Raw genomic sequence first — 21,337 nt, 5'->3', positions numbered from 1 at the left:
GATTTTGGATTGCCAAGAGTGGGCAACTGACCCCGTATTGAAGATGCTCGAAGACCCATAAATGCCGCAAGACTTGAGGAGGCTTGTGGGTTCCCTCAAGTCTTTTACAGGTCATTGGGCCAGGATCTACGCACTTGCGATGACCTGTCTAGATTTTGGACGATTTCTCGCGTTGGCAGCCCGTGAGAAATCGTCCTACTGTGTAAGTTCTATCGAGCGTTGGGTTAAGCCAGATCTGTGGCTATAGCAGCACTTTTTCTCGGAATCCGACAGACGCTAAGGAGATTGCGGGATTTCTTGCAGCAGGCTGTTGACCAGTTCCCGTCCGTTGGGGTGAAATACCTGAAGCCGGATAAAGCCGGGATCGCTGGGTCGCCAACTCACCTGATAGCGATAGTCCCCATTGCGCCAGGTGTAAACCCGACGGCTGCTATCTCCAGACACCGCAGCGCCCGCCAGTCTTAGCGTTGCCTGATTGCTGCGATCGATTCCCTGGTATTGCAGGCTGCCGCCCTCAAACCAAATACTGATAAACCATCGGTCGCTGGCATAGTCTCCAGTGGGGAATGTTTGGGCGATCGCCGCTTGGGGAGTCAACAATTCTGCTGCCAGCAGTGGCGTAGATAGCCCTAGCACAAGGCTGAGTGCAATAGATTTGAGGTTCATAGGTTCCCTTTTCAGCCCGTTCGGGCGCGATTGGGTGGACTTTTTAGGTGGACTTTAAAGAGCGTTCCCCAATCGGACTAAGCCTGAACCCGTAATAGTCAGGTACTCGACCCAGCAGAACCTCTAATTTCGGTGGTTATTACTGTAGCGGACGAGCGTTCCGGCCCACTGGAGCTTTTCGCGCAGGGTTTGGTAATAGGAATAATTTTCTTGCAGGATTATGAACTGGGCGGGGCGTTCTGCCATGCGAATATCAACACGCTGACCTGGCCAGATGGAAGTGGCTAGCACGCCGTCCATCCAGAGTTTGGTTGTCATGTCAGGGTCAGATAGGGGCCAGATGCTAACGACTGACCCAGCGGGCAGCACAATGGAGCGACTGGAGAGGCTGAGGGGGCAAATGGGCGTGACGGCGATCGCCTCCATGCCGGGATGAATAATCGGCCCATTTGCCGCTAGGGTGTAGCAGGTGGAACCCGTCGGTGTAGCCACAATCAGCCCGTCACCCTGGTACTGATCCACCACCTCGCCGTCGATCTCCATTTCCAGGATTGAGGTCACCATGCGGTCGGCCGAGGCAGGCTTGACGCACATTTCATTGAGCGCAAAGAAGCGATCGCTCATTGGCTCCAGATTGGTGCGGTTGCCTTCATAGGTCGTCGCTTGCAGCATCATCCGCCGCTGCACCGCAAAGCGATCGCTTGTCAGCCGCTCCCACACCTGCTGCGAATCTTCACTCAAAAAATCCAGCGGCTCGGTCAAAAAGCCCAGGTGCCCCCCCACGTTCACTGCCAGGATGGGAATGCCTTCCTCTGCTAGATGCCGTGCTGCACCCAGCGCCGTGCCGTCGCCTCCCAGCACCAGCGCCAGATCAATCGACTGGGAAACAGAAGCCAAAAATACTGGATATGGATTGTCCCTTGGGCCGCTCGGCCCCATCAACACGCGACAGCCCCGCGCCTCCAGTTCCTTTGCACAGCGCTCAGCCCACTTTTGGCTCAGGGCATTTCCCGACTTGTGAATGATGATGACTTGCTTTAGCTCCACCCGCTCGCCGTCTCAATCTGCTACCACTTCAGCAGATTAAATTGCTCCATATCCACCGTATCGCGATTTCGGTAAATGGACAGCACGATGGCAAGACCCACAGCCGCCTCCGCAGCGGCGATCGCAATCACAAATACTGTAAACACTTGTCCCTTGACCGCGCTGGGGTCAAGAGAGTTAGAAAACGCCATCAGGTTGAGGTTGACGGAGTTGAGCAGCAGTTCAATCGACATCAGCACGCGGATGGCGTTGCGGCTGGTGACTAGGCCGTAGATGCCAATGCAAAACAGAGCGGCGGCGAGTAGGAGGAAATACTGAAGCTGCATAGGTCGGAGATCAAGGATCAGAGGTCAGAAGTCAAGAGTCGGGATGTCCAGTGGAAACGGGGTGAACCTAATCTCTAGAACTGGTTCCAGTGAGTTCACGGGGGCGCTCGGGGAGAGTCAGCGAGGTTCGGGGGCCATCTTCGGTCGTCGCCACATCGGGCAGAAACTCGCGACGGGCAATCACGATCGCTCCAATCAGCGCCATCAGCAGCAGCACCGATGCCAGCTCAAACGGCAGCAGGAAATCGCTGAAGAAATGCAGCCCGATGGTCACCAGCGCTTCGTCTCCAGCAATCGGCGCGTCCGAAAGCCCCCAGGGAGTTGCCACAATCATCGTCGCCAGCAGCCCAAACAGTCCGGCGCATACGGCCCCTGTCGCTGCTTTCCCCAGCCAGGCCTTCTGCACGGGGGCAAAATCCTGGCGCTTGTTCACGAGCATTATGCCAAACAGGATCAGCACGTTCACCGCACCGACGTAAATCAGGATTTGTGCCGCCGCCACGAATCCGGCATTCAGCAGAATGTATAGCCCGGAAATGCTGATAAACACCAGACCCAGCAAAAAGGCTGAGTACACAATGTTGTCTAGCAGCACCACACCCAGCGCCGCCGCCAGCATCATTGCCGCCAGCACAATCAAAGAAACCAGTTGAACGCCATCTGCCAGATTCACAGTCGGTCTCCTGAACGAGAAGAGGAAAGGTCGAGGGTACAAATCGAGCGGGTTGCCTAGAAGGGACAATAAGATTGCCCGTGGAACTGTCCGCTAGGCTTCGGGTGCAGCTTCCGCAGGCTGGGCCTCGTCGAGAATTTCTTCGGGCAGTTTGCCAGCACGGCGCGACCCGGCAGGCAGGTCGTGTGGCTCCATCACGCCCTTGGGCAGGTAGCCCAACTCCCGCAGCGGGGTCACCATTGGGTCTTGCGTCACCTTGTAGGGCAGGCGACCCAGGGCCACGTTGTCGTAGTTCAATTCGTGGCGATCGTAGGTCGCAAGCTCGTATTCTTCGGTCATCGACAGGCAGTTGGTGGGGCAATATTCCACGCAGTTGCCACAGAAGATACACACGCCGAAGTCGATGCTGTAGTGGTTCAGCTTCTTCTTCTTGGTTTCCTTGTTAAATTCCCAGTCCACCACGGGTAGGTTGATGGGGCATACCCGAACGCAGACTTCGCAGGCGATGCACTTGTCAAACTCGAAGTGGATGCGACCGCGGAAGCGCTCCGAAGGAATCAGTTTCTCATAGGGATATTGCACCGTAATCGGGCGACGGTGCATGTGGTCAAAGGTGACCGACAAGCCCTGGCCGATATATTTGGCTGCCTGAACTGCTTCCTTGGTATAGTCAGAGACTTGCTTGAGAAATTTCAGCATAGGAAGGAGGGGGAGGGAGGTTGAAGGACGAGGGGTCTTTGGAGTTGAACCTTAGCCGCCGAAGGCCACTGGAAACACCAGCTTTAGCCCGGCCGTTAGCAGCAGGTTAACCAGGGACACAGGCAGCAGAAACTTCCAGCCCAGGTCAAGCAGTTGGTCGATGCGGACGCGGGGTACCGTCCAGCGCAAGAGGATTGCCAGGAAGATAAACAGGTAGGCCTTGAACAGCGTCATCACGATGCCGAGACTGGCGGTGATGACCTGGAGCCAAGGCGTAGACTCGCTGACCCCGATCAGACTGGCCAACCAACTCACCGATACAGGAGACTCCCAGCCGCCTAGATACAGCACCGAAGCTAGCAGCGCCGACAGCACCAAGTTGGCATAGGAACCTGCGTAGAACAGCATGAACTTTACGGCGCTGTATTCAGTCTGATAACCTGCGACGATTTCCTCTTCGGCCTCTGGTAGGTCGAAGGGCATCCGTTCACACTCGGCGAGTGCCGCAATCCAGAAGATGACGAAGCCCACGGGCTGCCGCCACAGGTTCCAGCCGAGAATGCCGTAATCGGACTGTCCCTGCACGATATCTACCGTGCTGAGGGAGTTAGACATCATGGCGATCGCCAACACGGACAGCGCCAAGGGTAGCTCGTAGCTAATCGACTGCGCCGCAGCCCGCAGCCCGCCGATCAGCGAATACTTATTATTGGACGCATAGCCTGCCATCAGCAGCCCGATAGGAGCAATGCTCGACAGCGCAATCCACAGAAAAATACCAATGCCCAGGTCACTGATCAGCAGGTTTTGACCGAAGGGCACGATCAGGTAGGACAGGAACACCGGGATAAAGACCAGCAGAGGGGCGATCGCAAAAAGCCAGGGGTCAGTCTTGGCGGGCAGAATGTCTTCTTTGAACAGCAGCTTTACCACGTCTGCCGCCGGAATCAACATCCCCAATGGGCCAGCGTACTCCGGGCCAATTCGCTGCTGGGCCGCCGCCGACACCTTCCGCTCTAGCCAAGTAGCCACGAGCGCCAGCACCGTCACTGCGCCAACAATCAGCACCATTGGCAAGGGTATCCAAATGGTCTTGGCGACACCGGGCGACAAGCCTAAATCCATCAACGCTTGAATAAAGCTGCCTTGCAGGTCAATTCCCGAACTCATACGTCCTGCGACTCAACTAAAGGGCGATTGGTCATTAAATCAGCGGCGCTCAGGTAATGATCCTTAACACCTGCGTTTAGTATACGGTACAGGTTCATGCCAAAGTCCCCTATAGCCCATCACAAGCTATGACAAATTTCTGGTGTGGTGATAGGGAAGCCAAATTATTGCGCCAGATTTTTGAAGTTTTTTCTTAGATTTTTGTTGTCGGGGGCTTCTATCCTGGGGTGCAGTGGTTATGATTGGGAGCTACTAAACAAGCCCTAAAGGACAACCTCCAGAAAGCCGAAAAGAAACGCCTATGCAAACGCCTTCTCTGCCGGAAGCCAATCATCCTTTAATTAAGTCCCTTTCGCACTATAGCGATCAGGAACTGCTGACGCTGCTCCAGCGGCATCCCGATGCTGGGCAATACTTTACTGCGCTTTACTGTCGCTATAGCCCGCTGGTGTATACGCTGATTCGCCACTCTGCGCGATCGCCCATGCAGGCCGACTATCTCTTCTCCATCACCTGGCGGCACCTGTTCCACGAACTGCTGGGGCTGGATCTCAGCACCCCCGGCGTAACGCTGCAATCCTGGATTATCAATGTCACGGCTCTGTGCATTAATCACGCAGAACTGCCCCCTGCCGAAGACATCCACTATTCTCTAGAGGCATCGCCGCCGCCGCTGCAATGCTATGTCGAGCGATCGCTCGATCAGGTTTCCCCGTCACAACGGCTGATGATCGTGATGGCGCAGACCTTCCGCTGGAGCGAACCGCGCATCGCTGCCTACCTCCAGGCAGAAGGCGAACACATCACTGCTGCGGGCGTAAAGGCGCAACTGCAAGCCGGGTATGAACGCCTGGAAACCGCGCTACCAGATGACATCCGTGCCATCTATCTGGCAGACGGCAAGCTGGAAGCTCATCTGCACGGGCAACAGCGGGCGCAGACCACCACGGAGGCTTGATTTCACCCCGGAGGCTTGGTTTTTAGCAAGGCGCTGAGGGCCATCCTGAGGGTAATCCTGAGGGCAATGCAAGACGGCTCCACTCTGTTTCATCCCGATTGAAAGCTTCATCCCGATTGAAAAAGGAAAAATTAGGACAAAACAAACACGAATCCTCCGAGAATTTACGGTTTCCTAACACATTTGCCCAAACTCGATTGATAGATTTGGAAAGATTGCTATTGAAACCCCGTAAATGATCATCCCTCTCCTTGGCACTGATACCGATGACCTGCTCATCGGCACTCCTGGAAACGACTTGATAGACGGGGGCGCGGGCTTTGACACCCTCGTTGGAGGACAGGGAAACGACACCTATATCATCCGCGACGGTGATATCGTTTTTGAATTGCCAAACGAAGGCACTGATATTGTTTTTGCATACGTAGATTACCGCCTGACGGATTACGTTGAGAACCTGCAACTGATTGCAGGGATACGCGGTGAAGGGAACAGCGAAAACAACTTGATCCAGGGCAATGCACTGGCTAATGAACTCTTTGGGTACGAAGGAAACGACGTTTTAGAAGGGTTTGGAGGCGACGACAAGCTATATGGCGGCAGCGGCAACGATCGCCTCTTTGGTGCAGACGGAAACGATCTGCTGGTGGGCGGCCCAGGCTATGACCAGCTATATGGCGGGCGCGGCAACGATACCTATTTAGTCAGCAGCTACCGCTTCAAAATTGTCGAACCCCCCAGAGGCGGCGGCATCGACACGATTGTGATTCCGCTCGATTACGAACTAAAGTCGCTGCTGTTTGAAAACCTGACGCTGTACGGCAGCGCCCAGTTCGGCACGGGCAATCGGCTGAATAACCGGATCGAGGGCAACGGGCGCGGCAACGTGCTGTCGGGGCTGGCGGGCAATGATACGCTGCTGGGCAGAGGCGGCAACGATCGCCTGTTTGGAGCCACGGGCAACGACCAACTATCGGGCGGCGACGGCGACGATGAGCTATACGGGCAGCAGGGCAACGATCGGCTGTGGGGCGATCGCGGCAATGACCTGCTCTCTGGCGAAGACGGCAACGACGTGCTGATCGGCTATGGCGGCGTGAGTACCGAGCGCGATCGCCTGTTTGGTGGGGCAGGGGCCGATACCTTCGTGCTGGGTACGCGCCGAGACGGGGTGTTTTACCTGGGTTCTGGCTACGCGATTATTGGCGATTTTTCGCAGGCGCAGGGCGACAAAATTCAGGTGCGGGGCAACCCCGCCAGCTACCGTTTGGACAATAGCCGCAACCTGATCGGCGGCTCCAGTCGAGATACGGCGATCTTCCTGGGCAGTGATTTGATCGCCATCGTGCAAGATAATGCAGGGGTGACCACGAGCAACCTGTTTACTGCACCCAGAGAGAGAAATGTCCGACCGGTCTGACGACTCCTCATCCGACGATTTCTTACCCGATAGTCGCATCGAGTCCCTGATTCCGTCTGCGCCCGACGGCTTCCGGTCTGGCTTTGTGGGCATTGTGGGCCGCCCCAACGTGGGCAAATCGACCCTGATGAATCAGTTGGTGGGGCAGAAAATCGCCATTACTTCGCCTGTCGCCCAGACCACGCGCAATCGGCTGCGGGGCATCCTCACCACGCCTGACGCGCAAATCATTTTTGTAGATACGCCCGGCATCCACAAGCCGCATCATGAGCTAGGGCGTGTACTGGTGCAGAATGCGCGGATGGCCATTAGCTCGGTCGATCTGGTGCTGTTCGTGGTGGATGCCTCGGCGGAACTGGGCGGGGGCGATCGCTTTATTGCCGAGCTGCTGGAACGCGCCGAAACGCCCGTGCTGCTGGGCATCAACAAGGCAGACCGACAGCCGAGCGATCGCCCCGACATTGACGACAGCTATCGCGCCCTGGCCGAATCTCAAAACTGGGAACTGGCCAAGTTTTCCGCCCTGACAAGCGACGGACTGGAGGCGCTGCAAGCCCAGCTAATCCAGCGGCTCGACCCCGGCCCCTACTACTATCCGCCGGATTTAGTGACGGACCAGCCCGAACGCTTCATCATGGGCGAGCTAATTCGTGAGCAGGTTCTGGCGCTGACCCGCGATGAAGTGCCCCATTCGGTGGCAATCGCCATTGACCGCGTAGACGAAGACCCCGACATCACCCGCATTCTTGCCACGATTCACGTCGAGCGCAACTCGCAAAAAGGCATTCTGATTGGCAAGGACGGCAGCATGATTCGGGCGATCGGCACTGCGGCCCGCGAACAAATCCAAAAGCTGATCCTGGGCAAGGTGTATCTGGAGCTTTTTGTGAAAGTGCAGCCCAAGTGGCGACAGTCGCGCAGTCGGTTGTCGGAGTTGGGGTATCGGGTGGAGGAGTGAGGAGGGAGGGGAAGAACGAAAAACGAAGAACGAAAAGGGAAGGGGAAAGAAGGGCTTTTTATTCTGTTGGGTTTGTGCGCCAGGTATGGAGCAGGGCTTTGTGGGCGATCGCGTAGATGCCGGGGGATTCGCTTTCTCTGGGGCCGGCGATGTTTAGGATGGCGTTTTGGGGCAGGGTTTGCAGCCATGCGCGGAGTGAGGCGAGGGCGATCGCTTCGTTTAACTGGATGATTCGCAAAGGCTTTCCCAGGTGGGTGGCGATCGCCTGCGTCAGTTGGGTTCCGGCGGAGTGCTGCCAGTCTTCGCTGCGTACCAAAATCACCGTTGCTGTGCTGTCTCGCACGTTCCATTCGGTGCGCTGGGCGGGGTTGGGGCTGGGTGTTTCTTGCAGATAGGGATAGCGGGCCCGCAGTCCCGGTGCTGTGGGAAAATCTTCTGCCCAGCCGCCCTGGGGACACCAGCCGCCGTAGGCTAGCCCGTGGGCGATCGCCCCATCTAGGGCCGCCCGATCCACCCCTGTCTGCCCGCCGGAGATAATCTTGAGGGTTTGCAAAATTTGCACGACTCGCGCAAAGTTCAACTAAAGTTTAACTATAGTACAGAAGTATCTAGTGCAGAAGTATCTAGTACAGAAGCATCAGATCAAACGATTGTAGCCGCTGTAAACAGGTTAGGAGCAGGTTGGGCAATGGCGATTATTTCCTCAAAACAGCCCCCTCTGGAGCCTGAGGATTCTGAATCGGGTCGGGATGGGCTGCCTTTGGTAGGGCGATCGCCCAAATCACCGGCTGCGGACGAAAAGCTGCTCACGCCCGATCGCCAGCCAGAAGACACGGGCAAGCCGGAGGAGCGGATTCGCCCCCAGCGATTGGCAGAATACATCGGGCAAAAGGATCTGAAAGAGGTGCTGGCGATCGCCATTCAGGCCGCCAAGGCGCGAAACGAGTCGCTGGATCACCTGCTGCTCTATGGGCCGCCGGGGCTGGGCAAAACCACGATGTCGCTGATTTTGGCGGCAGAAATGGGCGTAGACTGCAAAATTACCACTGCCCCTGCGCTAGAGCGGCCGCGAGACATCGTGGGGCTATTGGTCAATCTAAAGCCGGGGGACATTCTGTTTATCGACGAAATTCACCGCTTGCCCCGCGTCACCGAAGAAATCCTCTATCCGGCGATGGAAGATGCCCGGATCGACATCACCATCGGCAAGGGACAGAGCGCCCGCACCCGAAGTCTGCCGCTGCAAAAATTTACGCTGGTGGGCGCAACGACGCGAGTGGGCGCGTTGACCTCTCCATTGCGCGATCGCTTTGGGCTGGTGCAACGGCTGCGATTTTACGAAGTAGACGAGCTTCAGCAAATCGTTCTGCGGGCGGCGGAGATTCTCAACACGCCGATTACGCCCGATGGCGCAGCAGAAATTTCCCGGCGATCGCGCGGTACGCCCCGCATTGCAAATCGCCTGCTGCGCCGGGTGCGCGATTACGTCGAGGTGAAGGCGGGGGGCGCGGCCGTGAATGGGGCGATCGCCGCCGAAGCGCTGGAACTCTTCAACGTAGACCCCTGCGGACTAGACTGGACCGATCGCCGGATGCTGACGGTAATCATCGAAAACTATGGCGGCGGCCCCGTCGGGCTAGAAACTCTGGCCGCCGCCACAGGCGAAGATGCCCAGACGATCGAAGAAGTTTACGAACCCTACCTGATGCAGATCGGCTACCTCAATCGCACCCCCCGCGGCCGCGTTGCCACTCCCGCTGCCTGGCGACACCTGGGCTACACGCCGCCCGACAGCCAGCTTTCGCTCTTGCAAAGCCCACCATCGCTTCTCTAGCAGCGCTTTTTCAGAGGCTGCTAAAGCAAGAAAGCGCGAGACAGGCTCTTGCTCAAGTGAGTCAGTTTCTCTGGGGTCCATTCATCGCTGTGGCGATTCAGGGTGGCGGAGTCCAGCCCCGGCCCAAAGGCATGGCCAAGGTCTTGACTCAACTGCACAAACCGCTGGGTTGTCCAAGACGAGCCGTTTAGCTTTCTCATCGTCTCAGCCCTCCTGAGTAATTCACTCAATTCACTGGTCTATAGATCCAGTGTAATGAATGGTATTGAAAGATACAAAGAAGGAGGCTCATCTTAACCATGAGTAGATTGAATGTAAACAGCGGCTTCTGAAAACTGAAATGCGGCTAACTGTTTTAGTGTGCCCCCAAAACTGGTAAATTACCGGAGTATCGGCAAGCGGAATTTGAGCAATGAGAGTTTTAGTCATTGGTGGCGATGGATATTGTGGGTGGGCAACAGCGCTCCACCTCTCGAATCGGGGACATGAGGTGGCCATTCTGGACAGCCTCGTTCGGCGGCATTGGGACAACGAGCTTTGCATCGACACCCTTACCCCGATCGCGCCCATCCAAACCCGGCTGAAGCGCTGGAAAGACCTGACAGGCAAAGCAATCGACCTGTTTGTGGGCGACCTGTGCAATTACGAATTTCTGAAAAATTCGATGCTCCAGTTCCAGCCCGACTCGATTGTTCACTTTGGCGAACAGCGATCCGCTCCCTTTTCGATGATTGACCGGGAACACGCCGTGTTGACCCAGGTGAACAACGTCGTGGGCACGCTCAATCTGCTCTACGTGATGCGCGAGCATTTCCCCGATGCCCACCTCGTCAAGCTGGGCACGATGGGCGAATACGGCACGCCCAACATCGACATCGAAGAAGGGTACATCACCATCGAACACAACGGCCGCAAAGACACGCTGCCCTATCCCAAGCAGCCTGGCTCCTTCTATCACCTCAGCAAAGTGCATGACTCGCACAACATCCACTTTGCCTGCAAGATCTGGGGACTACGCGCCACCGACCTAAACCAGGGCATCGTCTATGGCGTGCTGACCGAAGAAACGGGCATGGACGAACTGCTGATCAACCGCCTCGACTACGACGGTGTATTTGGCACGGCGCTTAATCGCTTCTGCATCCAGGCGGCCATTGGGCATCCGCTGACGGTCTACGGCAAGGGCGGTCAGACTCGCGGACTGCTCGACATCCGCGACACCGTGCGCTGTATCGAGATCGCCTGCAACAACCCGGCAGAACCCGGCGAGTTCCGCGTGTTCAACCAGTTCACCGAGCTATTTAGTGTTGGCGACTTGGCCAACATGGTGCAAAAGGCGGGCGAAGCGCTAGGGCTGAAGGTGCAGGTGGATCATCTGGAAAATCCCCGCGTTGAAAAGGAAGAACACTACTTCAACGCCAAGAACACCAAGCTGCTGGATTTGGGATTGCAGCCCCACTACCTGTCTGACTCGCTGCTCGACTCGCTGCTGAACTTCGCCATGAAGTATAAGCACCGTGTTGACGAGAAGGAGATTTTGCCGAAGGTGAAATGGAAAGGGTAGGTTTCCGGATCAGGAGTCAGGAGTCAGATCCTCAGTAAACCCAGTAAATCCTAGTTTCTGGCTTCTGAACCCTCTCCAAGTCAGCACTTTTTATTGCTCTCTACGTCCCCCTTCCTAATTCCCTTTCCTATGCGTATTGCCCTCTTTACCGAAACGTTTTTGCCCAAAGTCGATGGCATCGTGACGCGCCTGAGCCATACGGTGGATCATCTCCAGCGGATGGGCGATCAGGTGCTGGTGTTTTCGCCGGAGGGCGGGCTGAGTGAGTATAAGGGGGCGCGGATCAACGGGATTCCGGGGTTTCCGCTGCCGCTGTATCCGGAGCTAAAGCTGGCGCTGCCCCGCCCGTCGATTCGGCGGGAACTGGAGCTATTCAAGCCGGATTTGATCCACATTGTGAATCCGGCGGTGCTGGGCGTGGGCGGGCTGTATTATGCCAAGTCGCTGGGGATTCCGCTGGTCGCGTCCTATCACACGCACCTGCCCAAGTATCTGGAGCATTATGGGCTGGGGATGCTGGAGGGGGTGCTGTGGGAAATCCTGAAGCTGATGCACAATCAGGCGGTGATTAACCTGGTGACTTCGACGGCAATGCAGGAGGCGCTGGAGAGCCACGGCGTGGAGCGGGTTCATGTCTGGCAGAAGGGCGTGGATGTGGAGCTATTTGACCCGTCGCTGGCCAGTGCAGACATGCGATCGCACTTGACTCAGGGCCATCCCAACGCGCCGCTGCTGCTCTACGTGGGTCGCCTCTCGGCAGAGAAGGAGATCGACCGGATTAAGCCCGTGCTGGAGGCGATTCCCAATGCGCGGCTGGCGCTGGTGGGCGATGGGCCCTATCGCGCCGATTTGGAGAAAATTTTTGAAGGTACGCCGACTTTTTTTGCGGGCTATATGACGGGCAAGACCTTGGGATCGGCGTTTGCTTCGGCGGATGCGTTTATCTTCCCGTCGCGGACGGAGACGCTGGGGCTGGTGCTGCTGGAGGCGATGGCGGCGGGCTGCCCGGTGATTGCGGCGAATGCGGGCGGCATTCCCGACATTGTGACCGATGGCATGAATGGCTATCTGTTTGATCCGGCGGATGACCGGGGGGCGATCGCCGCTACACAGCGCCTCTTGAGCAACGCCGCCGAACGCGCCCAACTCCGTCAAAATGCCCGCCAGGAGGCCGAGCGCTGGGGCTGGGCTGCGGCAACGCGACAACTCCAGGGTTTTTATCAAACGATTTTGTCGCAGTCTATGCTGACGGCTGCCTGATGCGTTTCAGAGTTTCAGAAGGGATGGATGACGTAGCTACCTGTGGCCCAGCGATTAACAGCACCAGCGTTTCAAGAATCATCTGGAATTGCTATTGGTTGCACAACTATTGTGGACTGGTACTGTGGAATGGCGCGGGCTGGTGATGAATGGGCAATTGGATTGTGAAGCTGGTGAGGGCGTTGGCGCTTTCGACCTGAATCGAGCCTCGTAGATATTCCACCAGCCGCTTGACCAGTGCTAACCCCAGCCCCGTACCGCCGCGATTCCATCGATCGACACTGACCACCCGATAAAACTTTTCAAACAGACGCGGCAGTTCTTCGGCGGGTAAATCGATTCCTGAATTGCTCACCTGGACATGTAATATTCCATCCGCAACGTGGGCCGTCAGCGTGATTTGCTCATGGGGTGGGGTGTACTTGCAGGCGTTGTGCAGCAGTTCCATTAAGATGCGTTTGAACCCGTTCAGGTCGGTGGTGATGGACGGTAAGTTTTGAGGTAAGTTGACTTTCAACTGTTGGTGTTGTTCCTGAATGCGAGCCTCGAATGGCTCAACGATGGACGGAAGCCAATAGTTGAGATCGACGTTTTCCAGTTCGATGGATTGCACGCCTGCTTCTAGCCGCTGCAAATCGAGCAAATCGTTGATTAAAGTGAGTTCCTGTGTGCATTCCTCTTCCAGGATTTGCAGATAGCGCGTCAGGCGTTCGTCTTGAATTCGGTGTTGTTCTAGCAGCACCTCCACCATTTGAATCGCCATTTTGATGTTGGTCATGGGCGATCGCAGTTCGTGAGACACGGTGCTGAGAAAGTCGTCTTTGATTTGATGTAGTTTTTCGAGTTCGGCGACTTGGGCTTGGGCGGTTTGGTACAGGTTGGATTGACGCAGGGCGATCGCCGTTTGCAGGCTAATTTGTTGCAGCAGCCGCAGTTCCCAGGCTCGCCAGTCGCGGGGCCCTGTGTTTTGATAAATCGCCAGCAGTCCCCAAAGCTGTTCGTCTAGGAAAATAGGGGCGATCGCATAGGCCCGCACCTGAAACTGGGCCAGGATTTCGACATGGCAATCCGTGTGCCCAGCCTGATAAATATCGCTGACGGCAAAGGTTTCGCCGTTGCGATAGCGCCCGCCTTCGGTTTCCTGCAAATGGGTATCTTCCCAAACGGTCTGCACGCCCTCTGCAACCAGCGGCATCCAATCCTCTCCCACCGACTCGGCGACAAATCGACCGCTCCAGTCGGCTTCAAATTGGTAAACGGTCACCCGATCTGCCTGGAGCGTCTGCCGTGTTTCACTTAGCACGGTTGCCAGAATTTCGTCTAGATCGAGCGAGCGGTGAATATTTTGCACAATCAGCCGCAGCAGCCGCTCTTGCTCGGCTTGTTGCTGCAATGCCTGGGTGCGCTCTTGCACCCGCTGTTCTAGCTCTTGATTGAGTTGTTGCAGGGCGGCTTCGGCCCGCTGTCTCTCTGCCAGCTCTAGCTGGGTTTGGCGATAGAGGTCGGCCTGCTGGATGGCGATCGCCACCTGATCGGCCAGATGCTTCAAAAGCTGAATCTCATCCGGCTTCCAGTCTCTAGGGTTGGAGCAGTGATGCGCGATCAGCAGACCCCAGAGATACTCTGTCTGGAGAATCGGCACAATCAGACTGGCCCGCACCTGAAACTGACGCAAAAACTCAGCATGGCAAGGCTGAATCGTATTGTCGTCCACATCGGCGATCGCCCAGGTGCGTCCCTGAGCATAGCGCTCGATGTAGTTTTCATAAAAGCAGGGGTCGTGGATATCTCGCCCTAGCAGCGCTTGCCAGCCGAGGGCGACCGACTCCTGCACCACATGACCCTGTTTGTCGGGATCGATTTGAAACAACACCACGCGATCGGTTTGCAAGATCTGGCGCACTTCGGTCACGGTGGCGGATAGGATCTCGTCTAAATCAAGCGATCGCCGGATGCGCTCCGTCACCGTCCGCATCAGTTGTTCTCGCTCTGCCGTTTGCCGCAGTTGAATTTCTGCCTGCCGCCGCTCCGCTCGAACCTGCGCTTCTCGAACCTCGCGTCGCACGGCTTCTGGCAATCGGGTCAGGTTTTCCTTCATCAGATAGTCGTGTGCCCCGGCCTTCATCATGGCCACCGCCGCGATCTCGCCAATTGTGCCCGACACGACGATAAAGGGCAGATCGACTCCACTTTGCTGGAGGATGCTGAGGGCCGCAGGTGCATCGAATCCCGGCAGCCGATAGTCTGAAATCACCACATCCCAAGGGCGCGATGCTAGCGCTGCCCGAAACTGATCGGCCGTTTGCACGCGCTCCCAGACCACATTAAAGCCGTCTTGCCGCAGCGCCCGCAGCACCAGCAGCGCATCGTCTTCAGAATCTTCGACCATCAGCACAATCAGTGGCTCACTCATGCCAGCGAACTCCCAGGCAAACTTTCTGGGGGTGGCTCATTAATTAGCGCCCAATATAGCCCCAATTGGCGTACCGCTTCTGTGAATTGCTCAAACTCAACGGGCTTTCGCACGTAGCTATTGGCTCCCAGGCTGTAGCTTTCAATCATGTCGCGATCTTCGCTGGAAGAGGTCAAGATCACCACGGGCAGGAGGTGTGTGCGTTCGTTAGCCCGAATTCGACGCAATACGTCCAAACCGTCAATTTTGGGCAGCTTCAGATCGAGCAGCACCACGCAGGGCAGCAGATCCAGTCCAAACAGCAGGTTCAAGGCTTCTTCCCCATTCCGAGCAATCAGGATCTCATTGGCTAGGTTGCCCCGTCGGAGCGCTCGGAGCGTCAGGCGTTCGTCATCCGGATTGTCTTCGACAAGGAGGATAGGGCGCAAGGAACTCATAGATCAGATCTTGCCTCAAGCACGGGAATCGGAAGCGTGAAATAGATTGTGGCTCCTTGCTCGATTGCCGCCTCTGCCCAGACCTGTCCACCGTGGCGATGGATAATGCGCTGGACAGTCGCCAGCCCAATGCCCGTGCCGGGAAACTCGTTCATATTGTGAAGACGCTGGAAGACACCAAACAGCATGTCGGAGTAGGCCATGTCAAAGCCGGCCCCATCGTCTCGAACAAAGTAGACCGTCTGTTCGGGCTGCTGGAGGATGCCAAACTCGATTCGGGCAGTGTTGTGGTGGCTGGTAAATTTCCAGGCATTTTGCAGCAAGTTGCTGAGGACGACGCGCATCAGGCAGGAATCGGCCCAGACGGTGACATCGGGCGCAATGATGCACTCGACCTGACGGTCGGGTTCGGCAGCCCGTAGCTCTTGCAGAAGCTCGTGGGCGATCGCACTCAGGTCAACAGTGGCATATCGCATTTCCAGCCGCGAAACGCGAGACAGGCTGAGCAGGTCGTCGATTAGCATTCCCATGCGCTGCACATTGTGCCGAATCCGGTTGAAATAATCCCTACCCTCGTCGTCAAACTGATGACCATAATCCTCCAGCAGCGCCCTGCTAAAGCCGTCAATCGCGCGGAGGGGCGATCGCAGATCATGCGATACCGAATAGGCAAAGGCTTCTAGCTCCCGGTTGGAAGCTTCAAGCTGGGCCGATTTCTGCAATAGTTTGGCTTCGACCCGCTTGCGTTCGGTAATGTCGTAGTTGATGCCCGTCATCCGCAGTGGGTTGCCCTGAGCGTCTCGCTGCAACAGCGCGTTGGCCTTGATCCAACGTAGCTCACCATCGGTGCGCCAGATGCGAAACTCTACGTCATACTCCTGCTCCCCTCGAATTGCAGCTTGCAATGCGGCTTCGGTTGGGGCCAAATCTTCGGGATAGACGCGATCGCACCAGTCCTGATAGGTTGCAGACTGCCCCAACGCTGGCAAATGCTGCAAGCCATAGATTTCATACATCCGATCATCCCAGAATGCCTCGTGAACCGTATCCCAATCCCAAGTGCCAATTTCTCCGGCTTTCAGCGCCAGCGTCAGGCGATCGGTCAACATGCGGCGCTGTTCTTCGGCCTGCTTGCGCTCGGTGATGTCGAGGACGATACCCGTTAGCTTAATTAAGCGTCCCGTCGCGTCTAGCACGGCTTCGCCCTTGGATTGTACGTGCCCAATCGAGCCATCGCCCCGACAAATCCGAAATTCAACGTCATAAGGCTGATGGGTATCCATCAGCGTCTGCACGGTCTGGGCATGAAACTCGCGGTCGCTGGGGTAAACCAACTGCTGAAGCGTTGCAAAATCCTCAGGCGTTCCCAGCGCCAGATCGCGCCGAAAGATATGAAATACCTGCTCTGACCAGGTGATTTGTTCCGTTTGAACGTCAAACTCCCAACTGCCGATGTTGCCGATGCGCTGAGCTTCTTGCAGATGCCCCTCGCTGATTCGCAATTGGGCCTCAATGTGTTTGAGCTGGGTGATATCGACATGGCAGCCCACCATCCGCAGCAGCCCGCCCGACTCGCTCCACTCGATGCCCTGCCCCGCGCAGATTACCCAGACGATTGACCCATTCTTATGGCGATAGCGGACTTCGTTGTAATACGGCTCTGCTCCACGACTTTGGACATGCCGCTCCAGGCAGGCCTTTGCCGTTTGCACATCTTCTGGCCAGATTTGCTGCTCCCAGTTGTCGAGCGTGTGAGGGATTTCGTCTTCGGCGTAGCCCAGCATCCGCTTTAGTCCTGGACTCCAGTAATTGGTTCCGTTGCGGAGGTCATAGTCCCAATAGCCCGCCAGCACTGAGTCGAGGACGGTTTCTAAGAGCTTTAGCTCGGTCTGGAGCTTTTCGGTTTGCAGTCGGGCTGCTTCGGCTTGCTTGCGTTCGGTGATGTCTTGCCCGATGCCGATGCTGCGACCGTCCGGCAGGGAAATTTGAGTCCAGGCGGTGTCGATCAGGCGGCCGTCGCGGGTTCGGAGGCGGAACTCTTGCCAGGTGGAGTCGGCGGCTGCAATGTGGCGAGTCACCCGGTCGTATTCAGCCGGATCGGGGTAGCACTCTCGCAGCACATCGCGGGTCAGGTGTTCTGCCTGGGTCCAGCCGACGGTCTGCTCAATAGTCTGGTTGACCAGCAAAATGTTGCCCGTTTCTGAATGCACGCTGACCATAACCGGGAGATGGTCAAGGGTAATTTGCAACAGTTCTTTCTGGGCCAGCAGTTCGGCTTCGGCAAGCTTGCGTTCGGTGATGTCGGTGATGGAACCTGCCATGCGGGTCACGGTTCCTGCCTCATTTCGCAGCGCTTGTCCCCGCGACAGCACCCATTTATAAGTGCCGTCTTTGCACTGCAATCGATGCTCTAGGGTATAAAAAAGAGCCTTGCCCTCTAGGTGCTCGTAGAATGCAGTCGTGACCGCAGGCAAATCATCCGGGTGAATCAGGCTCTCCCAGACTTTTGGGCTATCCATAAACTGGTCTGCATCAAAGCCCAGCATTTCTTTGCAGCGGTCAGAAAAAAAGACCTCACCCGTTTGAAAGTTCCAATCCCAAATGCCGTCGTTGGTGCCCTGCAAGGCAAGCTGCCAGCGTTCTTCACTGAGTTTTAGTGATTGCGTGCGATCGCGCACTAGCTCTTCCAGGTTGGCTTTGGCGAGTTCTAGTTCGGCGGCGCTGGGCAGGGCGATCGCCTTTGGCAGGATCGGAACCAGCGTGGCAGCGGTGGTGAGAGACACGATCGCCGTAGCCGACTTGACCCCGCCCGAAATCCAATAGTCGGGATGCCACAGCGTCCAAATCTCCATCACATGCGTCAGCCCGCAAAACATGATAAACGCGCCAAAAAGCTGAAACATCCAGGGATAGGGCAAGTCCTGCCGCCGCTGCACAAAGTAGATCAGCGCCAGTGGGATGGAGAAGTAGGCCAGCGCCGTCAGCCCATCCGACAGGCTGTGCAACCATACCAGTCGGGGGTCCCACAGATAGCAGTGGCCGTGCGGCACAAACGCCAGCATAGGTAACGGAATATTAAAAACACCGGGCGGGTCGTAAAGGCTTGAAAACATCTCTAGTGTGGACTCACTTGCTTTCATTTTTACCCTAATGCATAAACTTGGCTGTATTTCCATCGGCGATCGCCCTGAGTAATATCCGCCAATATGCGGAATGCCCCCGCGATTGTGACATCACGAGGGCATTTGGAGGGTGGGAGTAACGGGGTGCTGGGGGGATGGGGTGGTGGGCGCAGTTTGTCTGGTCAGAGACGCGATTCGGCTACGGCGCGGTGGGCGCTAGAGACCTGCGCTAGCTTGGCGGATACGTCGGGGTTGTACAGCCGCAAATAGTTCCAGTAGTTGGAAAAGACGGCTTCGACGTAGCCCTTCGTTTCGGGGTAGGGAATTTGCTCGACAAAAATATCGGGGTCGCTGTAGCCAAAGCGCTCGATCCACTGGGCGATCGCCCCTGGCCCGGCGTTGTAGCTGGCCACGGCAAACAGCGAGTTGTCGCTATAGGTTTCGTGGGTGTAGTTGAGATACCAGGTGCCCAGCTTGATGTTGTCGTCGGGGTTTTCCAGGTCATATTGCGGCTGGTTGAGCTTGCTGGCCACCCAGCTTGCGGTTCCCGGCATCAGTTGCATTAGCCCCTTGGCTCCGGCGGAGGAGACGATTTTGCGCTCAAAGCGCGACTCTTGGCGGATGAGCGCCGTCACCAAGAGCGGATTTAGCCGCATGGTTTGCGACCACTGCTGAATCGGCTCGGCAAACTGGAACGGAAAGAGCGATCGCCAATAGTCGCCCTGCTGCCGCAACGCCTGGATCTGGGGCTGCACCTCTGGCTCCGTGCGGCGCACCAGGCTAGAGATCTGGAAAATGCCCTCCAGGTTGTCGCCCACGCCCAGCCGCATCAGCCCATCGGTGAACTGTTCTTCTACAGTCGGCGTTTTTCGGTTTGTAAATTCCGTCTGCCACAGCGCCCAGGCATCCTGATATTGCCCCAGTTGATAGAGTTCCTTTAGCGTGTCGGAGCCAGCCAGCGGCATCGGGTGCGTGGCGGGCAGCGCCACGGGCGGCAGCTTTTGTCGCACGGTGGTAAAGTCGCCCACGTCCCAGCCCAGCATCGTCGCCGATCGCCAGGCGTAGTAAGACTCTGGATAGCGGCTGAGGACATATTCATAAGCCTGAGACGCTTCCTGGGCTTGCCCTAGCCGTTGCGCCCACTTGCCCACCCAGAAGGCAGCCTCGGCGGCGAGGGGGCTGTCGGGATTTTCCTGAGCCACCTGTCGCGCCAGAGTCCACGCGCCCTGGATATCACCTTGGGCAGCCTTCTCTTCGGCCAGCATCCAGCGCAGTTCGGCGGCGGCATCGGTCTTGCTGTGGCGTTCCAACAGCAGTTGGGCGACCTGGGCCGTTAGCGTTGCCTGGGCCGCGTCGGGCTTGACCAGTTTGTATTTCTCTAGCAGCGCGTCGCCTGCTCGGTCAGGGTATTGGCTGATCACCTGGTCGAGATAGGTGAGCTTGGTTGCGCGATCGCGCCCCAACTGGGCCAGGCGCAGCAGCGAGGTGGGGGCTTCGGGCGAGTCGGGAAACTCGGCAACGACTTTGTTGTAGGCGGTGACTGCGGTATCGCGGCGGCCCGCAAGCTGTGCGCCCCGTCCTTCTCGGTAGGCGTTGAGCGGCGTGCGGGGGGCTTTGGCATAGGCTTTGCCCGCTTCGCCATAGCGCTGCTTTTCCCAGTTCAGAAAGGCGATCGCCTCCCAGTCTTCTGGCTTCAGTGTGTCGGCGTAGTCCTTGGTCAGCCGATCCAGGTATTGCCCCACCTCCGGCAGATAGTGACCATAGCGGGCAATTTGCAGCAGCAGTTCGGGCTGCTTGGGGTCTTGTTTGAGCAGCGCTTGGGCAATTTCGAGCGATCGCGGATGTGCCGGAAAGCGGGCGATCGCCGTTTGCCAGTAGCTGGGGTCTGCTTTGCCCAGTTCATACAGCGCTTCTACCGAGGCGGGCTGCTTCGCAAAGCGATTGGCCAGCGCTTTCCAGGCTTCCGTTGCCTGCTCAGCGTCCCCAGCGGCGGCATGGGCCTGGGCCTGCCGCTTGAGGGCATAGGCCGCCAGCGTCGTGTAATCCTTATCCAGCTTTTCCAAAAAGGGAACCGCCGCTGTTGCCTGGCCCTGCTGGATCAGGTCACTGGCCAGCAGAAATCGCGCCCGCTTTTGATCGTCGGATCGCTTGCCCTGGGCCAGCAGTTGCAGTTGGGCGGCTCGCTGCTGGGGGGGCTGCGTCGCTAGGGAAAACACGGCCGATTGCGGCGTTTCGGGAATCGCCAGCGTTTCTTCTCCAGTCGGGTTCTGGGCTGAATTGGAGGATGCCTGGGGCCAAAGTCGCGTCGCGGCGGCACCTAGCAGCAGCACAGTCAATCCCGTGCCGATGGATAGCCATAGGGCATTTGCAGTTCGCTTCCGTTTCATCTTGCGGAGAATCGCTCTAGGGGAGTGGGCAGGGGGCTGTCTCCGCGCCGTCTTGTTTAGCGGAGTCTTGAGCGATGGTAACCGCTTTGGAGGGGAACTTGCCACTGGGCGGGGGGCAGGACGACGACCCGGCGATGGGTGAGACGGCTGAGGCGGTTTGGGAACAGAGGACTTTCCGGAGCGGGCGGGCGGACATTTACCAGCAGAGCGAGAGGAGGGCGATCGCATAACAAAACCCTGGAGATGCTGAGAGCGCAATCTTTTTACGAAACTTATAGCTCAGAATCCCAAAATCAGGCCCGCTTTTCTCAAAATTCAGGATTTCTACTGATGACGCTCTAAGGAGGCTGTGGGTAAAAGTGCATTCTGCAAGAAAGAACGAAGAACGAAGAACGAAGAACGA

The 21,337-nt window shown here is 57.1% G+C and carries 19 protein-coding genes; 7 read left to right on the top strand and 12 right to left on the bottom strand.

Going from position 1 to position 21,337, the window contains the following annotated elements; all coding sequences use genetic code 11:
* Positions 1-276 precede the first annotated feature (276 nt).
* From IGS51_RS08925 to nuoH, 6 genes are all read right to left on the bottom strand, one after another.
* Positions 277-666, bottom strand: a complete 390-nt coding sequence (locus IGS51_RS08925; protein ID WP_297078077.1) for a hypothetical protein — start codon at positions 664-666, stop codon at positions 277-279.
* Between the two features lie 123 nt (positions 667-789).
* Complete coding sequence (locus IGS51_RS08920) at positions 790-1,713, bottom strand: NAD(+) kinase (RefSeq protein ID WP_297078076.1); 924 nt, start codon at positions 1,711-1,713, stop codon at positions 790-792.
* Between the two features lie 20 nt (positions 1,714-1,733).
* On the bottom strand, positions 1,734-2,039 hold the full coding sequence (gene nuoK, locus IGS51_RS08915; protein ID WP_068513455.1) for an NADH-quinone oxidoreductase subunit NuoK: 306 nt from the start codon (positions 2,037-2,039) through the stop codon (positions 1,734-1,736).
* 67 nt (positions 2,040-2,106) lie between these two features.
* Positions 2,107-2,712: an NADH-quinone oxidoreductase subunit J gene (locus tag IGS51_RS08910; protein WP_297078075.1), complete on the bottom strand. Its 606-nt coding sequence runs from the start codon at positions 2,710-2,712 to the stop codon at positions 2,107-2,109.
* A gap of 93 nt (positions 2,713-2,805) precedes the next feature.
* The gene (gene ndhI / locus IGS51_RS08905) at positions 2,806-3,411 is read right to left on the bottom strand and encodes an NAD(P)H-quinone oxidoreductase subunit I (protein WP_172354416.1); all 606 of its coding nucleotides are present in this window, start codon (positions 3,409-3,411) and stop codon (positions 2,806-2,808) included.
* Between the two features lie 51 nt (positions 3,412-3,462).
* On the bottom strand, positions 3,463-4,581 hold the full coding sequence (gene nuoH, locus IGS51_RS08900) for an NADH-quinone oxidoreductase subunit NuoH (protein ID WP_172354418.1): 1,119 nt from the start codon (positions 4,579-4,581) through the stop codon (positions 3,463-3,465).
* 301 nt (positions 4,582-4,882) lie between these two features.
* On the opposite strand from nuoH, the gene IGS51_RS08895 reads away from it, so the two are divergent.
* The 3 genes from IGS51_RS08895 (at position 4,883) to era (ending at position 7,917) form a co-directional block, all read left to right on the top strand.
* Positions 4,883-5,539: a sigma-70 family RNA polymerase sigma factor gene (locus IGS51_RS08895; protein ID WP_297078074.1), complete on the top strand. Its 657-nt coding sequence runs from the start codon at positions 4,883-4,885 to the stop codon at positions 5,537-5,539.
* 235 nt (positions 5,540-5,774) lie between these two features.
* Positions 5,775-6,959: a calcium-binding protein gene (locus IGS51_RS08890; protein ID WP_297078073.1), complete on the top strand. Its 1,185-nt coding sequence runs from the start codon at positions 5,775-5,777 to the stop codon at positions 6,957-6,959.
* On the top strand, positions 6,943-7,917 hold the full coding sequence (gene era / locus IGS51_RS08885; RefSeq protein WP_297078072.1) for a GTPase Era: 975 nt from the start codon (positions 6,943-6,945) through the stop codon (positions 7,915-7,917). Before IGS51_RS08890 ends, era begins: the two co-directional genes overlap by 17 nt.
* A gap of 58 nt (positions 7,918-7,975) precedes the next feature.
* On the opposite strand, the gene IGS51_RS08880 is transcribed toward era, so the two are convergent.
* Entirely contained in the window at positions 7,976-8,497 is a 522-nt protein-coding gene (locus tag IGS51_RS08880; RefSeq protein ID WP_297078071.1) for a putative molybdenum carrier protein, read from the bottom strand.
* A 108-nt stretch (positions 8,498-8,605) separates the two neighbouring features.
* Between IGS51_RS08880 and ruvB the strand changes: the two genes are divergently transcribed.
* Complete coding sequence (gene ruvB, locus IGS51_RS08875; RefSeq protein WP_297078070.1) at positions 8,606-9,751, top strand: Holliday junction branch migration DNA helicase RuvB; 1,146 nt, start codon at positions 8,606-8,608, stop codon at positions 9,749-9,751.
* Between the two features lie 20 nt (positions 9,752-9,771).
* Here the strand turns inward: ruvB and IGS51_RS08870 are convergent, their stop codons facing one another.
* Positions 9,772-9,951, bottom strand: coding sequence for a hypothetical protein (locus tag IGS51_RS08870; protein WP_297078069.1), 180 nt, complete (start codon positions 9,949-9,951; stop codon positions 9,772-9,774).
* A 212-nt stretch (positions 9,952-10,163) separates the two neighbouring features.
* Here IGS51_RS08870 and IGS51_RS08865 point away from each other — a divergent pair, with 212 nt between their 5' ends.
* Both IGS51_RS08865 and IGS51_RS08860 read left to right on the top strand, forming a co-directional pair.
* On the top strand, positions 10,164-11,315 hold the full coding sequence (locus IGS51_RS08865; RefSeq protein WP_172354430.1) for an NAD-dependent epimerase/dehydratase family protein: 1,152 nt from the start codon (positions 10,164-10,166) through the stop codon (positions 11,313-11,315).
* 129 nt (positions 11,316-11,444) lie between these two features.
* The gene (locus IGS51_RS08860) at positions 11,445-12,575 is read left to right on the top strand and encodes a glycosyltransferase family 1 protein (protein ID WP_297078068.1); all 1,131 of its coding nucleotides are present in this window, start codon (positions 11,445-11,447) and stop codon (positions 12,573-12,575) included.
* 106 nt (positions 12,576-12,681) lie between these two features.
* Here IGS51_RS08860 and IGS51_RS08855 read toward each other — a convergent pair whose 3' ends face one another.
* The 4 genes from IGS51_RS08855 to IGS51_RS08840 form a co-directional block, all read right to left on the bottom strand.
* A complete protein-coding gene (locus IGS51_RS08855) occupies positions 12,682-14,988 on the bottom strand; it encodes a GAF domain-containing protein (RefSeq protein WP_297078067.1) in 2,307 nt (768 codons plus the stop codon).
* Entirely contained in the window at positions 14,985-15,425 is a 441-nt protein-coding gene (locus IGS51_RS08850) for a response regulator (protein WP_297078066.1), read from the bottom strand. The genes IGS51_RS08855 and IGS51_RS08850 overlap by 4 nt, the downstream gene beginning before the upstream one ends.
* A complete protein-coding gene (locus IGS51_RS08845; RefSeq protein WP_297078065.1) occupies positions 15,422-18,538 on the bottom strand; it encodes a PAS domain-containing protein in 3,117 nt (1,038 codons plus the stop codon). Before IGS51_RS08845 ends, IGS51_RS08850 begins: the two co-directional genes overlap by 4 nt.
* Positions 18,539-18,729: 191 nt before the next feature.
* On the bottom strand, positions 18,730-20,934 hold the full coding sequence (locus IGS51_RS08840) for a transglycosylase SLT domain-containing protein (protein WP_297078064.1): 2,205 nt from the start codon (positions 20,932-20,934) through the stop codon (positions 18,730-18,732).
* A 74-nt stretch (positions 20,935-21,008) separates the two neighbouring features.
* On the opposite strand from IGS51_RS08840, the gene IGS51_RS08835 reads away from it, so the two are divergent.
* A complete protein-coding gene (locus tag IGS51_RS08835) occupies positions 21,009-21,164 on the top strand; it encodes a hypothetical protein (RefSeq protein ID WP_297078063.1) in 156 nt (51 codons plus the stop codon).
* Positions 21,165-21,337 lie beyond the last annotated feature (173 nt).

This window comes from Thermoleptolyngbya sp. M55_K2018_002, from assembly GCF_015295965.1.
In the GTDB taxonomy this organism is placed as follows: Bacteria; Cyanobacteriota; Cyanobacteriia; order Elainellales; family Elainellaceae; genus Thermoleptolyngbya; species Thermoleptolyngbya sichuanensis.
This window is presented reverse-complemented; position numbering and strand designations above follow the sequence as displayed.

What these genes read in the sequence shown, in the direction of transcription:
- IGS51_RS08845 (WP_297078065.1), bottom strand. Translation starts at nt 18,538, where the DNA reads ATGTTTTCAAGCCTTTACGACCCGCCCGGTGTTTTTAATATTCCGTTA.
- IGS51_RS08855 (WP_297078067.1), bottom strand. Translation starts at nt 14,988, where the DNA reads ATGAGTGAGCCACTGATTGTGCTGATGGTCGAAGATTCTGAAGACGAT.
- IGS51_RS08850 (WP_297078066.1), bottom strand. Translation starts at nt 15,425, where the DNA reads ATGAGTTCCTTGCGCCCTATCCTCCTTGTCGAAGACAATCCGGATGAC.
- ndhI (WP_172354416.1), bottom strand. Translation starts at nt 3,411, where the DNA reads ATGCTGAAATTTCTCAAGCAAGTCTCTGACTATACCAAGGAAGCAGTT.
- IGS51_RS08870 (WP_297078069.1), bottom strand. Translation starts at nt 9,951, where the DNA reads ATGAGAAAGCTAAACGGCTCGTCTTGGACAACCCAGCGGTTTGTGCAG.
- era (WP_297078072.1), top strand. Translation starts at nt 6,943, where the DNA reads ATGTCCGACCGGTCTGACGACTCCTCATCCGACGATTTCTTACCCGAT.
- IGS51_RS08925 (WP_297078077.1), bottom strand. Translation starts at nt 666, where the DNA reads ATGAACCTCAAATCTATTGCACTCAGCCTTGTGCTAGGGCTATCTACG.
- nuoH (WP_172354418.1), bottom strand. Translation starts at nt 4,581, where the DNA reads ATGAGTTCGGGAATTGACCTGCAAGGCAGCTTTATTCAAGCGTTGATG.
- IGS51_RS08865 (WP_172354430.1), top strand. Translation starts at nt 10,164, where the DNA reads ATGAGAGTTTTAGTCATTGGTGGCGATGGATATTGTGGGTGGGCAACA.
- IGS51_RS08860 (WP_297078068.1), top strand. Translation starts at nt 11,445, where the DNA reads ATGCGTATTGCCCTCTTTACCGAAACGTTTTTGCCCAAAGTCGATGGC.
- nuoK (WP_068513455.1), bottom strand. Translation starts at nt 2,039, where the DNA reads ATGCAGCTTCAGTATTTCCTCCTACTCGCCGCCGCTCTGTTTTGCATT.
- IGS51_RS08890 (WP_297078073.1), top strand. Translation starts at nt 5,775, where the DNA reads ATGATCATCCCTCTCCTTGGCACTGATACCGATGACCTGCTCATCGGC.
- IGS51_RS08835 (WP_297078063.1), top strand. Translation starts at nt 21,009, where the DNA reads ATGGTAACCGCTTTGGAGGGGAACTTGCCACTGGGCGGGGGGCAGGAC.
- ruvB (WP_297078070.1), top strand. Translation starts at nt 8,606, where the DNA reads ATGGCGATTATTTCCTCAAAACAGCCCCCTCTGGAGCCTGAGGATTCT.
- IGS51_RS08840 (WP_297078064.1), bottom strand. Translation starts at nt 20,934, where the DNA reads ATGAAACGGAAGCGAACTGCAAATGCCCTATGGCTATCCATCGGCACG.
- IGS51_RS08895 (WP_297078074.1), top strand. Translation starts at nt 4,883, where the DNA reads ATGCAAACGCCTTCTCTGCCGGAAGCCAATCATCCTTTAATTAAGTCC.